This is a genomic window from Flavobacterium sp. 9 (genome assembly GCF_002754195.1).
In the GTDB taxonomy this organism is placed as follows: Bacteria; Bacteroidota; Bacteroidia; order Flavobacteriales; family Flavobacteriaceae; genus Flavobacterium.
In genome coordinates this window covers 6,073,110-6,087,478 of record NZ_PEEU01000001.1, presented here as the reverse complement: position 1 = coordinate 6,087,478, position 14,369 = coordinate 6,073,110, and the positions used below count along the sequence as shown (strand labels likewise).

10 protein-coding genes are annotated in these 14,369 nt (G+C 31.9%); all 10 read right to left on the bottom strand.

The features are described from left to right. Nucleotides 1-45: 45 nt before the first annotated feature. Complete coding sequence (locus CLU81_RS25430; RefSeq protein WP_099712389.1) at nucleotides 46-942, bottom strand: LysR family transcriptional regulator; 897 nt, start codon at nucleotides 940-942, stop codon at nucleotides 46-48. A gap of 27 nt (nucleotides 943-969) precedes the next feature. Continuing rightward, entirely contained in the window at nucleotides 970-1,830 is an 861-nt protein-coding gene (locus CLU81_RS25425; RefSeq protein WP_099712388.1) for a hypothetical protein, read from the bottom strand. A 225-nt stretch (nucleotides 1,831-2,055) separates the two neighbouring features. Beyond that, nucleotides 2,056-2,841, bottom strand: coding sequence for a hypothetical protein (locus tag CLU81_RS25420; RefSeq protein ID WP_099712387.1), 786 nt, complete (start codon nucleotides 2,839-2,841; stop codon nucleotides 2,056-2,058). A gap of 275 nt (nucleotides 2,842-3,116) precedes the next feature. Further along, a complete protein-coding gene (locus CLU81_RS25415) occupies nucleotides 3,117-5,144 on the bottom strand; it encodes a hypothetical protein (protein ID WP_099712386.1) in 2,028 nt (675 codons plus the stop codon). 107 nt (nucleotides 5,145-5,251) lie between these two features. Beyond that, nucleotides 5,252-5,998: a 3-oxoacyl-[acyl-carrier-protein] reductase gene (gene fabG, locus CLU81_RS25410; RefSeq protein ID WP_099712385.1), complete on the bottom strand. Its 747-nt coding sequence runs from the start codon at nucleotides 5,996-5,998 to the stop codon at nucleotides 5,252-5,254. 261 nt (nucleotides 5,999-6,259) lie between these two features. Continuing rightward, nucleotides 6,260-6,460 (bottom strand): hypothetical protein, encoded by a 201-nt coding sequence (locus tag CLU81_RS25405; RefSeq protein ID WP_099712384.1) that lies wholly within the window; start codon nucleotides 6,458-6,460, stop codon nucleotides 6,260-6,262. Between the two features lie 210 nt (nucleotides 6,461-6,670). Continuing rightward, complete coding sequence (locus CLU81_RS25400; RefSeq protein ID WP_099712383.1) at nucleotides 6,671-8,002, bottom strand: DUF4302 domain-containing protein; 1,332 nt, start codon at nucleotides 8,000-8,002, stop codon at nucleotides 6,671-6,673. A 21-nt stretch (nucleotides 8,003-8,023) separates the two neighbouring features. Then, nucleotides 8,024-8,887 (bottom strand): putative zinc-binding metallopeptidase, encoded by an 864-nt coding sequence (locus CLU81_RS25395; RefSeq protein WP_099712382.1) that lies wholly within the window; start codon nucleotides 8,885-8,887, stop codon nucleotides 8,024-8,026. 17 nt (nucleotides 8,888-8,904) lie between these two features. After that, complete coding sequence (locus tag CLU81_RS25390) at nucleotides 8,905-10,410, bottom strand: RagB/SusD family nutrient uptake outer membrane protein (RefSeq protein WP_099712381.1); 1,506 nt, start codon at nucleotides 10,408-10,410, stop codon at nucleotides 8,905-8,907. An 11-nt stretch (nucleotides 10,411-10,421) separates the two neighbouring features. After that, nucleotides 10,422-14,159: a SusC/RagA family TonB-linked outer membrane protein gene (locus CLU81_RS25385; protein WP_099712380.1), complete on the bottom strand. Its 3,738-nt coding sequence runs from the start codon at nucleotides 14,157-14,159 to the stop codon at nucleotides 10,422-10,424. Nucleotides 14,160-14,369: the final 210 nt, after the last annotated feature.

Below are 14,369 nucleotides of genomic sequence, written 5' to 3'. Positions count from 1 at the left end.
GGTCTGCCGTTTATATCATAATCACTAATCGTAAATTGCAATCGACTATAACCCCAAGTTATAGTAAGAAGAAATATTCTGAATAAAAAGTTCTGACAATGAATCTGTTTTTCCTAGTAAAGTGATGATATAAAAATATCTTTCGACGGATAGATTTTCTACATCCAAAACCATAAGTTCATTGTTTTTAAGCTCTTTATCTACTGCGTGTATTGACATAAAAGCAAAACAATCTGAATTTAATAAATATGATTTTATGCTTTCTGTGCTTCCTAATTGCATTTCAATTTGTAAATCGGTTATTCTAAAACCAATTTGTTTCAAAGCAAATTCTATAACTTCAAGTGTTCCAGAACCACGTTCACGAGTTATGAATTTCATTGCTTTTAAATCTTCAACCGAAACTTCATTTTTCTTTGCAAAAGGATTATTGATATTACAAACCAAAACCAATTCATCTTTTAAAAACGGAATATACTTTATAGACTGATTTTTAGATTGTCCTTCTACAATTCCTATTTCTATTTCTTTGTTGATTAAAGCATTCTCGATTTGCTCTGTATTTCCGTTTAGCAAATTGACTTTTATATCTTTTTGCTTTTGGTGAAAACGAGCCAAAACCGGCGAAATAAGATATTGCGCAATTGTTGTACTTGCTCCTAAACGCAATAAACCCTGACGTTCGTTTATAAAAGAACTCATATCAAAGTCAATTTCACGATAAATTTCGAAGATATTTTTGGTATGCTTTAGCAGAATTTCTCCGGCTGGAGTTAATGCAATTTTAGAACCATTACGCTCAAAAAGTTTTGTTTTATAAGTTTCTTCCAGTTCCTGAATGTGTTTAGAAACTGCTGGCTGCGAGATATATAATTCAGTAGCCGCTTTTGTAAAATTTAAGCGGAGTGCAACGGTGTAGAATACTTTTAGCCTGAAATCCATATCTTATATTAATTGAAAATTATTGATTTAATACATTCCATTTACAACTGCATAAGTTGGATATTTAGTATCTGCCGTTGTAAATAATTTATCAATACAATTTTCTTTAAAAAAGTTTTCTAATTCTTCCTTTTTTAAATTTTTACAATTTTCAACATTACTATTATTTATCCCAAAAAATAATCTCCCTGTTATAGTAATATCAGAAATACTATCAATTTTGATAATTGTATTTCTTTCCGAATCTTCTTTAATCATCACTTTTGCAGTTGCACTTGCGTTATATTTTGGAATTTCAAAATAAAAATAAATTAAACTATCCGATTCTCCTAAATACAAACCTGCTTCATGTGAATTAAGTTCTTTATAAAGCTTTTCTTTTTTAATTGAAAGCGTATAAACTTTATCAGATTTAATTTTCTTGCCTACTCTTTGTCCTGGTTGACTATCTGCCAAAATGGTAAAAAAACAAAGTGTTCCAATTATCGAATTTATAAGAAAATATGATTTTTTGTCTACTACACTTTCTTTTTTAAAGTATTTATAAGAGAAAGGTAAAACAGATAAAGCAATAAGATCAGAAACATCAACAGTTCTATAGAACGCAAAGTTTGAAGTTTGGGAAATAAAACCAATAAAACTATTTGAAATTTCTAATTTCCAAAAAATAAAAAATAAACCTGTTGAAACATAATTTTTTAAGGCATGCTTTGGTAAAAATATGGAAATAAAAAAGGGAAAAATAAAAAGTCCCGCAAAATCACTTAGTTTTCCGGTAATTACATTTGAAAAAGCATATTTTAAATAAAAATCATTTACAAGAACAAGCAAAATTCCCAGAACGAATAATTCCGAAGTTAAAAGCTCGAATTTTATTTTATTCTTCATTGCTAATTATTTTATTTGCTTTTTGCAGTTGTTTATCTAGTACCCAGTTTTAACTGGAGTATTATACAAAAGATATTTAATAGGCTTTAGCCAAACTAGCTTATGATATTTGGCTAAAGCCAATACTTTACTCTCTTATTTTCTCCAACTAAAGTTGGAGTCTATTCAATAAAATTCGAGCATAACGTTACAGGATACTTTTTAGCCTGAAATCCATATTATTCTTTAATATTTCCCCATTGCTTTAACTCCATTATCTGTGAATTTTAAAATTTCAGTTGTAATTGGATATCCCGAATTCTCATATTCTTCTACTACGATAGGACCAAGACGTTCAGAAAAATACTCAAAATCTTGCTCTCCAAAAATATAACAAAAGTCTCTCACAGGAATAACAGCATAAAATGGGAAGCCAATATTATTCTTAACCAAATCTTTAATTTTTGAAGAAAAAAGACAAGCACTTTTAAGCCAAACTTCCTCAATATCAATCATTCCTAGTTTATGATTATCAAGATCTTCAACTTCTACCTGAACTTTATCTAAAAGAGTATCTAAATTTAAATCAACTTGTTTTTTTAGTTCTTCTAAATCTAAATTCCAGTCTATCAAATCATCATGAGAAATAAATGAAAAGTTATTATTAGTATTTACCATAAAAACTTTACTGAATTCATCTGTTACCTTTTCATGTGCTAGGTTTTCAAACTCAAAGTCATTAGGAAAAAATTGTATATATACTTTATCTTTTATAATCTCCCAATCTTCTTTTTCTAATGAATGTGAAACAATTACATTAACTAAATCTACAATATGCCTATCATCAGAATCTCTCTCGTAATTGCGTCTGACATTCTCTAAACTTACTTTTAATTCAGAACCTTCTACATCGATAAGAATAAATCCATCTTTATCAATAGAATCAATGGCTAAGCCTTTGCTTTCAAGCTGTGTTTTGAACTTATTAAAAACAATATCTTCTTTGTTATTGCTTTCGAATGAATTTGGCATATATTAAAAAATTAGATTTTACTTAATTTAAATGTTTCTTAGAAATAATTTTAATGGTTTTAGCCAAATTCGATTTTCAATATTCGGCTAAAGCCAAACTATTATGTAATTAATTCTCTCCAACTAAAGCTGGAGCCTATTCAATAAAATTCGTGTAGATTTGTGGAATTACTTCGTCTGTTCGCTCTTTCAGGCTCGGGTCGTGGCAAAAAACACTACAACAAATTAATTATTACAAACTTTGTGCCTTTGTTCCTCTGAACCTTTGCCCCTTTCTAAAGCAATCCATTATATTTTCTAACAAACCATTCAGTTGTCAAGAAAATTGCGATTAAAATCAACAACCAAACCCAATCAATTAATGGAGTTTTGGTTGAAATATTTTTCTCTATTGATTTGTATTCTTTATTTTCAAGAAGTGTATTGATCAAATTATCGGCTTGATTTTCAAAGAATGCTTTTCCACCGGTTTGAAGCGCTAATTGTTTTAGTTTTGTAACATCCGGATTTACGAATTGTTTTTCGATATCAAAATCCAAAATCTCAAAATGACTTGAATATGATGTATTTGTATTTAGTTCTTTTACTGTAAAATTATATTTTCCTGTAACTAAACCGTCCAGATTTACAGAGAAAGAATTGTTTCCTTTTAGTAAATCGTAGTTTTTAGCTTGCTTTGTCTCAGCATTTGTAACTGTAATTGTTAATCTGGCTTTCTCGTCAAATTCATAGTTTTTATTGAAGTATTGCGCGTTAATTACAATTGCTTCTCCAGAATTATAGAAACTTTCATGTGTTACAACAAGTGATTTTCTTGAAGTTGTTGAGGCTAAATATTGAATTATTTTATCAATAAAAACATCATATTTTTCAAATGATTGATTGTCGATATGACTTTGCAAACGCCATTTCCAGCTATTTTCTCCTAAAAGAAAAGCGGTTCTTTTTCCTTGATTTTCGGCGAAAGCCAATAAAGGCGCATTTGTAGAAACATTTCTAATTTTTGACGAAAGTAAAACAGACACATTCCCATTTGTAGTAACAGTTCCGAATAAATTTTGCAACGGCGGAAAATTTTCAAAACCTATATTATCTATCGCAAACAAATTAAACTGCGATTGAAATTCGGATAAATAATCTTCTCTTTGTCCGCTCATTTTAAAAACCAAACTATTTTGTTGTTGGTTTAGAAAATTAAAATCGGTGTTGTTTCCTGTGATTATAAAAGTGTTTGTTCCTGCTAATTTATTATTATCAAAAATCGCTTTAAATGCTGTTGTTGGTTGATATAAAACTAAAACAGAAACATCTTGTAATTGACTAATATCATTTGGTTTAACCAAAATCACTTTGCGTTGTGCATTAACTTCAATTGCACGTTTTAATGCAGCGATATCCGGATGATTTATAGCCGAAACAATCGCAATTGTTGACTTTTGATCAATGACTTCGACAGCAAAATTCTTTACGTTATTATAACTGTTTTTCTCTTTTGTTCCTGATGAAATACTAGCTTTAAAAATTTGCAATCCAACTTTATCTGCGGGTAAAAGCAAATTTAAAGTAGCTGTTTTTTTAGAAGGAGAAAAAGAAACTTTCTCTTTGGCTACAACCGAATTTCCCTGCACAATTGTAAAATCGGCATTTGTGGTTTTATCTCCTGAATATTGAAGAAAAACTTCAACGGGAAATTTATTTTTATGAAAAGCGTATTTATTTACGTTAAGCTGATTGATTTTTAAATCAAGAAAAGTGGTTGTATCTCCCACAACCAAAGGATAAACTTTATTGACAGGATCAAATCGATATACATAATCGTTTCCTGTAGTTTGATTTCCGTCTGTAATTACAACCGTTGGAAAAATCAGATTTTTGTTGATGCTTTTTAGATTTTTAGCTACTTCGTCTAAGTTGGTTTGTTTTCCTTTAAAATCAAATTTATCCAACGGTTTAAAATCTACATCAAATTGGTAAGATTGAATTTCGAATTTTTCCTGAAGTGCAGGATTCGAAATTAATTTCTGATACAATTCAGCAACTTTCTTATCTGATTTCAAAACCGAAATCGAACTCGAATTATCTACCGCAATTGCTAATGGTGTTTTGGTTATTTCGAGTGAATTCTTGGTCATTATTGGATTTATCAATAAGACTAATAACCCGAAGATGGCTAAAAAACGTAAAAAAGCCAAAAACCAAATCACATTGGATTTGTTTTTGGCTTTAAAAAAATATTGAAAATACGACAAACCTCCCGCTATTACTAATGAAAGCAATAATAATAGTATCGTGTTTGTAGTCATAATTATAGTTTAGTGATTGGGAATATTTAATAATTCAAAGATCTCAAAATAAAGCCTTTGAACCTTTGAACCTTTGCAACTCAGTCCAGAACCTTCGGGATAGTTCCTTATGTCAACATTCCTCCGCAAACATTAAGGACTTGTCCTGTAACGTATGCACTCATATCTGAAGCAAGGAAAAGACAAGCATTTGCCACATCTTCTACTGTTCCTCCGCGTTTCAACGGAATTCCTTCTCTCCATCCTTTTACTACATCTTCCGGCAATTTTGCTGTCATTTCAGTTTCGATAAATCCTGGAGCAATTGCATTACAACGAATATTACGAGAACCTAATTCTAATGCTACTGATTTTGTAAAACCAATTGCACCAGCTTTAGATGCTGCATAGTTAGTTTGTCCTGCGTTTCCTGATACTCCAACAACTGAACTAATATTGATGATAGAACCTGCACGTTGTTTCAGGAAAGTTCTTTGAATTGCTTTTGTCATATTAAATACTGACTTCAAATTGACATCAATAACCTGGTCAAAATCAGCCTCAGACATACGCATTAATAGGTTATCTTTTGTAATTCCAGCGTTGTTAATCAAAATATCAACTGTTCCAAAATCAGCCAAAACAGCGTCAACAAAAGTTTGTGCTTCATTAAAATCGGCCGCATTTGACTGGTATCCTTTTGCTTTAACTCCTAAACTGTTCAACTCAGCTTCCAACGCTTCTGCAGATGCTACAGATGAGCTGTATGTAAAAGCAACGTTTGCACCATGTTTAGCAAAAACTTCAGCGATTCCTCTTCCAATTCCACGACTAGCGCCCGTAATGATGGCAACTTTTCCTTCTAGTAATTTCATATTCAAAATTAATTTTAATAATTGTTTGTAGCTATTCCTGCTCCCGAAGCCTCGGGACGCTTGTATCTTTTTCTGGCAAAAAAACCATTAAAAGGATACCACTTCTATCAGGGCTATGAATGACTTGCCAAATATATGATAATTCCCTTTTTAAAAAAATAACAATAGTATATTTTATGAAGAAGAACGCTTCTTTAAAATGAAAAAGAATAAAAAAACCGTTTCACGAATTGTGAAACGGTTCTAAAAGAAATAACTTTATTACAAGCATTCTATACCATCGATTGTTGCTTTGCATATTGGCTCAACCGGAAAGATTTGTGGTTCCATAATACATGGTCCGTTATAAGGAAATGGAGTCCAAGGAATTGTACATCTCACAGTTCCGCTGCCCATTACATTTTTTTGTTCACTAATACTAAGTACTTCAACTCCTCTAAGGTTTAAAATTTTTTCTAACATAATAATTCAGTTGTTTAATATTTGTATTCTCAATCATTTTATGTCTGTTGAGTTTCAGACGTAACAATAAATGGATTCATTATTTTTTGATATACAGACAAAAAAGCAAATTAATTATGTTCTTAAAATTGACTTTGTTTTAAAAAAAACGGCTCGATTGGAGCCGCTTTTTTTCCAAAATTAAAAACAAAACTAAAAAAAACTCTTCTTTTAAAACTTGTAGTTTGTTAATCTAAACGGTGCTGCTGCACTTGCATAAGTGTAAATAACATTCGTATAGAAGATTGTAAACGATTCTTTTTTAATATATAATCCTTTAGGATTAGTAATCTCATCATCTAAGATTTTTAAAAATGCTCTTGTCGCCGCAGAGGCTGTCCAACCGTCATTGGTTAAGATAATCGTCTTATTTACCGCATCTTCAGTAGTTGTGAAAAAGTGATAGATCGGTCCTTTTCCTCCAGTAAATGTATACGCAATGTAGTTACCATTCAATGGATCATTAAAAGCTATCTGAACTCTTGCAATTTTTTGATTTGCAGGCAAACTAGCATTTACCTGCGCTAATATTGCTTTAGCATAAGGCGAGTTGGTACCGGCATTGGCTAAATTCGCAGCTATATATCCTATTGTAATTTGTCCTCCGCCTTCTAAAAACAGTTTGTAATCATCTGTTAATCTTGGTGGTGCATTTGTAAATTGAATAGTAGCTTTTGCTCCGCTTGTTCCTGTTGCTACAAAGTTATTATCAGTCGCATTATAAGCGAAAACTGATAATTTTTGTGATCCAACAGTAACTGCAGGCTTTACAGTTATTCCAGTTGGTGTATAAGCAACTGCCAATTTAAGTGTTTCGGCATTTCCTTCTTCTAAAGGAGATGCTGTTCCAAATCGAACTACTGGATTAAAGTTAAGCTCGTATTTTTTAACTGTTGTTCCATCTGTAGTTTCAAGCGTTCTGAATAACGGGCTATTAATATCACCTGTCAGGTTTTTGTTCATGATAGTGTTTCCTGCCAAATCATCCCAATCTTGAGCTGTTGCTTTTACAAAACGAACTTCTTTTACAGTTCTATTGGTTCTGAAAACAAGGTCTTCATTTTCTACTCCATAAAATAAAAACTGAAAATCACCTAAAAAGCCTCTTCCCGGAGCAAGTGGTGAATTACCAGAGTCTGACAATAAATGAATTTTATTTTTTGTCGTAAAAACCACACTTACAGTACTTCCTAATTGAATTTCATACTGACTATCATGTTTCTTTGTATCTTCATCAAAATCAGAAGCCATAGTTACTTTTCCATTAGGCTGGAATTTAATCAAATGTGTAAATCCTCCTAATTGATTATCATCTGTATAATAGACTACTTTCCATCCCTGATCTGCAGAAAGTAATAAATCATTAAGTTCCTTTTTTTGCTTGTTTAATCGCTCCGTTGGCGTATCGTCAAACTTTTGTTCGGCATCTGTGCTCACACAACTATTTACTTGCAACATCAAAATAATGAGCAACAAATACTTAAATATATTTTTAGTTTTCATAATTTTTCTTTTGTTAAATTTTTAATCATTTAGAACATCTGTTGTATTCTTCTGTGCTTCGTCTCTTAGCTCATAAAAATCTATATTAAAAGCATCTCTATAGTATTGAACTACAAGCGCTTCTTTTTTCTTAATAGCATCAACTCCAGCCGGATTTACGATACTTGCAAGCAATGCCGCATACTCTTCTTTTGAACTAAGCAAAATTATTGCTGCTGTTTCTGCAAAATCTTCTGTATAATTTGATCTTGCATATGCGCTTATAAAACCAAGTTCCTGAGCTTCACCATCTGAAATACTAAACGGATCTGAGGTATAATCTTTAGGTGTTATTTTTGCCCAGGCTTCTACATCAAAAATTTTAGTTTGATTTAAAATATGTACATATTCATGCTGAATTGTATGAACAAATTCTGTTACACTTTCACGGTTTTTCTTATCTACATAATCAACCTGAAAAAGAGAAATTCTCTTTCCTCCTTCGGCTAAACCTAAGGTGTTTGAAACATCATCAGGATTCACATTTACGCCTCCAACCAAAACAAAATCTCTAGGTGCAATGATCTTAACGAAATCTTTTCCTCCGATTGTTGTATAACTATCGATCCATATTTTTTTGATTATTTCTAATGCTGGTTGTACTTTGTCAACCTCTGGCGGAAATAAAAATCTATTATTATCGACAACATTTTGATTCCACTCATATTGCACACTTATATTATAAGGATCGATATAGTTTTGATCAATCCATTTGTCTAAATCAGTTTTTACTTTTGGAGTAAAATCCAATAAACTTTCCTTCGGCTGATCTTCCTGAGAACAAGATGCAAGTGTCAATAAACCAACAGCCAGTACTATATTTTTATATTGTTTAATTAATTTCATAATCGCTTAAATTAAATTTATCTCGGATTTAGTTCAATTCCATTATTAGATGCATTTAGTGGTATTTGTACCGCACGACGCTTGTCATCTTTAACTAAGATATTATTCTTAGTTATCTGTCCTTGTGGATTATAAGTATTGTGTACTACAACCAGATTAAATCTCTTGATATCAAACCATCTTAGTCCTTCGTGTAAAAACTCTCTTCTTCTTGCTTCTGTAATTGCTTTGATAAAAGAAGTTTGCTCTGGAGTTAAAGAATAAAAAGGTGTATATTCATTAGCAACAACCGGATATTTTTCTAACACCATTTCTTTGGTCAACACATCTGTAGCGCTGTCATATCCATCTGTTCTGGTTCCCAGAAAATATTCTAACTCTGCTGTAGCAACATCCAATTGATTTGTCATAACGTGAGCTTCGATACGATTTAAGAACATTTCGTCGTTTGAAAAAAGTACAACTCCTGTAAATGGAAGACCAATTTGTGCCGTTACATTTGTATATTTAAAATACTCATTAAATTTATATACAGCCACATTTGCTCCGCTCGCTCCTTGAATTGAAATATCAATTAACCAATCTTTATTGAATATATTAGTATCGCTGCCAAGTATCTGATCTCTTTCGTTTGCTCTTGTAAAAGCAAATCTGTTTGAAGTTGTTGCTCTTCCGCAAATTGAACTTGGAGATCCTATTAATAGGTTTGTAACATGTGTATTCTTTGCATATTCGATTGGTTTATTGGGGAAATCATAAGAGTTATAAGCAACCCAGTCTCTAAGTTTTCCAACTGGTTTATTTCCTAATCCGTCTGTAAGTTCCAATACACGTCTCCAATCCCCTTTTGCAGTATAAAATCTTGCTGCAAAAGCTTTTGCTGCTTCTTTATTAAAGTGATATTTTAAATAATCAGTTCTGTAATCATTAGTAACATATTTTAATCCTTCTTCAATATCTGCCTGAATTAGATCAAAAACTTCTTTTACTGAATTACGTTTGTAGTTTACAATTAAAGCTTTTTCAGGCTCTGTTACATAAGGAATTCCTAAATCAGTTCCTGCAGTAGCCGGATTGTAACGATTAGACCATATTGAAACCAACATAAAATGAGCATAAGCTCTTGCAAGCAATGCTTCACCCTTTTGAGGGTTTAGATTAGGCGTGTTTCCAAGTTCTTTTATAGATGCTAATGCCTGATTTGCTGTTGCGATTGCTTTATATGCCGCGTTCCAGTAAAATCCCTGAGTATCTCTACCGGTTTGATCATCCTGTAATTCCCAATTGTAGTTTTGAGCATTATTTATATTTACAAGCGAACTTTTATTATCAGATACGTTATCAGTCATCGTTTCGGCAATATCGATATAAGTACCGTCCGGATATGCGTCTGTCAATAATTCTGATATTTTTTCTGGTGTGTCAATCTGTAATCTGTTATCTGGAGTTTCCGAAAGGAAATCATCGCAACTACTAAAACCAACAAGTATTAATAGTGATAAAGCTATTTTTATATTTTTCATAATCAATTATATTAAAATGAAAGGTTTATGGCGAATGTATATTGTGATGTAATTGGGAAAGCTACACCTCCTGTATTACGGAATTCAGGATCCTGACCGTTAAGTCTCTTATCTGAATAAATCAACCAAGGGTTTACTGCTGATCCTTTTAATGTAAATGTGCTAACTCCTAATTTTCTCTTGAAATCCTTAGGGAATTCCCAACCTAATGAGATATTTTTCAATCTCACGAAATCACCATCAGCAATTCTAACATCGGAATAATTATAAGTATTGTAAGCTTTTGCTAACGTACGTTCTCCTCCATTATTTTCAATCAATCTTTTGTCTGCGATAACCGGAACATTTGTAATATTTTCATCTCCAGGATTTATCCAACGATTAGTGAAGTCTTTTGTAAATACTGTCAAATCATCATAAACGCTGTCATAAACAGGATTCAAACGAACTTTATTTCCTCCTGAACCAACAATAAATACATATAATGACCAGTTTTTATAAGTAAAAGTATTCGCTAAACCTATAGATTTATTTGGCTCAATAGAACCTTCATATTTCAAATATTTAGTTACGTCTTTTGTGTCTTGAAAATCTGCATCTGTCATATTATTCTCAGCTCCATCCTGCAATTTGAAAGTTGGTAATCCCTGATTATTTAATCCTGTGAATTCATAAGAATAAATTGAATTTCTAGGAGATCCTAATGCATTTCCACCGTTTCCGTTTACTAAGCTAAAAGCAGATGGTTTGTTCTGTAATTTTGTGATTTTTTGATCATAAACAGAGAAATTAAGTGTTGTCGACCATTTAAAATTTTTGGTTACAATATTTTGAGTCGTGAAACCTACTTCAAGACCTTTAGTTCTCATATCAGCATTATTACCTTGCTTGATACTTTCTCCTCCAACACCAGAAGTTGTCACAAAATCAACCAAATCAAAGGCATTACGAGTATAAACATCAGTTACAAATTGTACTCTGTTGTTAAACATTCCTAAGTCTAAACCAATGTTAGTTTCATATTGTTTTTCCCAGGTTAAATCACCATTTTGTAATTCATCAATTGATATCTTAGATTCTCTGTTTGCAAGAAAAAGACGGTCTGTGATAAAACTTTTGTAAATCGCCAATGAGTTTGTAGCCGGTCCTGCAGTTGCTGTAAGTCCGTAAGAAGCTCTTAATGCTAAATTGTTTATAGACTTAACATTTCTCATGAAATTTTCTTCAGTAATATTCCATTTTCCACTTACAGTATAAGTTGGCAACCATCTGTTAGATCCGCTGTTTCCTTGTCTGTTAGAACCGTCATAACGACCTGTAAGAGACGCAGTATAACGACGATCATAAGTATATCCTACTTTCCCGAAGAAACCAACTGTTCTTTCTCTTTCAGCATCAAAACCATAATAAGAATCTCCATCATTTACGATTTTAGAAATCAATCTTGGATCAATAAAAGGCGTAAGTCCACGGTCAAACTGAAGTCCTACAGCTGTAAAATTATCGCTGTTTCTGTCTACAGATCTAAGCTCTGTACCAAAGAAACCTTCTACTTCGTGTTTGTCATTAAATGTATTTCTATAATTAACACTATTTCTAATGTTGTAAGAAGTCATATCATTTGTAAATTTTCTTAAGAATCCACCATTTGGAAGTACAGAAACTTTTGGTGCTGTCAAATTATCCGGATCACGGTATAAGAAGATATTTGCCTCCTGAACAATCGCATTTTCACCTTCTGAACTTAAAGCAGTACCGGCTTTGTAAGCTGCAGCTACGTTTGAATCTTCATAAATTTTATGCTCTCTAGAAGTATTGGCATATCTTGCTGAACCTGTAAGATTATAAGTCAAATGATTGTTTAATTTATATTCTAAATCCAATTGAAAACGAATATCATTTACTTTAATATCCAATGTATTATTCTCAAGCTCATTGATAATATTCATTGGAGCCCAGTTATTTCTGTAATATTCTAAATTTCCATTTTCGTCATAAGGTCTTAAAGTTCTGCTTGTATTCAAAACATACTTAAATGGATTGATATCAAACTCTCTGTTTACGCTTCCGTACACGGGATCTGATTTGCTTTCATAACTTCCCGGTGCAGTTTGATTACGAATCGAACCCATTGTAGATAAAGTAAGATTTAATCTGTCATTGATATAAAAAGTACCTTTTATATTAGAAGTCAATTGTTTTACATTATCCGCAATAGTCCATCCCGGATCTGTATAATAACCAAGAGATGCGTAGAAAGTATTGTTTTTTCCACCACCTGAAAAACTCAAAGAGTGATTTTGAGTGATCGATGGTCTGAATAAAACACTAAACCAATCTGTATTTCCTAATTCGTATTTCTTTAAAAATTGATTACGGCTAACTTCGTCATTTCTAACTCCAAACTGACCTCCTGTTTTATTGTAAGTATCAATTTGTTTTGCCAAAATATTATAAACTCCACCAAATCTTCCGTTAAGTGATGATGCAATTTCCAAAAATCCTTTACCGTCTCCGCCATATCCTTCTAATTCTTTTAAAATACTCATAGATTCCTGAGAATTTAAAATATCATATTGCGAATAACTCGGAACAGTTCTTACCGTATTTTCAACAGAATAACTCACTTTTAAAGGCGAATCTCTACGTCCTTGTTTTGTAGTTACAACCACAACTCCATTTAATGATCTTGAACCATAAATAGAAGTTGCCGATGCATCTTTTAAGATTTCTATATTCTGAATATCATTAGCATTTAAACCTGCTACAGAAGAACTCAATAAAGTTTCAGAGTTACCAGAAGCTAAATCAGAAAATGAAATATTAATAATATCTTCTTGAACAACACCATCAATAACCCATAAAGGTTTTGTATCTCCAAAGATTGACGAAGATCCACGAACCGTGATTTTTGGCGCTGTACCAAAAGTTCCTGTTACATTTTGAACCGTTACCCCTGCTGCTTTTCCTTCAATCATTCTACTAACATCAACTACACCATCAACTTTCAATTCCGTTCCAGAAATTTTACTAATTGCTCCTGTAAATGTTCTTTTAGAAGTTTTTTCGTAACCTGTAGTAACAATAACTTCTTTCAGATTTTGTCCCACTTCATTTAAAACAATCGTTGGCGTTGTATTGTTTGTATCAATTTCTTTTGTCTCCATACCTACATAAGAAATGATCAATTTATCACTATTAGCAGGAACTTCGATAGTAAAATTACCATCAAAGTCCGTTAATACAGCCGTTTTAGTTCCTTTTGCCATTACTGTTGCTCCAGGCAAAGGATTTCCTGCTGAATCAGTAACTTTTCCTTTGATAGTTGGACCAACTAATATTTCAAATAATGAATCATGATTATCTGAATTTGCAAATGGATTAATAACATTCTTTTGCAAAATAATCTGGTTACTAACTTCTGCAAATGTTATATTAAATGGAAGCAATATTCTGTCCAGAATACTGGATAATGTTTCCTGATTTGCCTCAATACTAACCTTTTGGTTTAATTGTGGTAATCTGGAATTATAGGAAAATTTTACATGTGCAGACTTTTCAATTTTAGATAATGCACTATCCAATGTCAAATTTTCAACTGTAATTGTGACTTTGGTATCTAATTTTTTTTGCCCATTTACATCGTTCGCCATTGCACCACTTGAAAACACAAGTGCAAGGACAAACTGAAATAGTGTTATTTTCATGATTCGATGGAGTAATCGTTGTTTAACAACTGGTTTTTTCATAATTTTGGTTTGTTTTGATTAATACTGATTCGAGTGTATTTTAAGAAACGTACTGAATAACTCTTTACAGAGAGAAATTCAATTTTAATAAGTGTCGGAATGTTACAGCATTTCGGCACTTTTTTTATGCATGGTCTTCTACATAGGCATTTTTGGTTTTTTTCTGGTTTTTAGTTTATAATTTGGTTTTGGTTTGTTTCAAAAGAAATA

Excerpts from the sequence above, each read along its gene's own strand:
- fabG (WP_099712385.1), bottom strand. The coding sequence starts at position 5,998 with ATGAAATTACTAGAAGGAAAAGTTGCCATCATTACGGGCGCTAGTCGT.
- CLU81_RS25415 (WP_099712386.1), bottom strand. The coding sequence starts at position 5,144 with ATGACTACAAACACGATACTATTATTATTGCTTTCATTAGTAATAGCG.
- CLU81_RS25405 (WP_099712384.1), bottom strand. The coding sequence starts at position 6,460 with ATGTTAGAAAAAATTTTAAACCTTAGAGGAGTTGAAGTACTTAGTATT.
- CLU81_RS25390 (WP_099712381.1), bottom strand. The coding sequence starts at position 10,410 with ATGAAAAATATAAAAATAGCTTTATCACTATTAATACTTGTTGGTTTT.
- CLU81_RS25425 (WP_099712388.1), bottom strand. The coding sequence starts at position 1,830 with ATGAAGAATAAAATAAAATTCGAGCTTTTAACTTCGGAATTATTCGTT.
- CLU81_RS25395 (WP_099712382.1), bottom strand. The coding sequence starts at position 8,887 with ATGAAATTAATTAAACAATATAAAAATATAGTACTGGCTGTTGGTTTA.
- CLU81_RS25385 (WP_099712380.1), bottom strand. The coding sequence starts at position 14,159 with ATGAAAAAACCAGTTGTTAAACAACGATTACTCCATCGAATCATGAAA.
- CLU81_RS25400 (WP_099712383.1), bottom strand. The coding sequence starts at position 8,002 with ATGAAAACTAAAAATATATTTAAGTATTTGTTGCTCATTATTTTGATG.
- CLU81_RS25420 (WP_099712387.1), bottom strand. The coding sequence starts at position 2,841 with ATGCCAAATTCATTCGAAAGCAATAACAAAGAAGATATTGTTTTTAAT.
- CLU81_RS25430 (WP_099712389.1), bottom strand. The coding sequence starts at position 942 with ATGGATTTCAGGCTAAAAGTATTCTACACCGTTGCACTCCGCTTAAAT.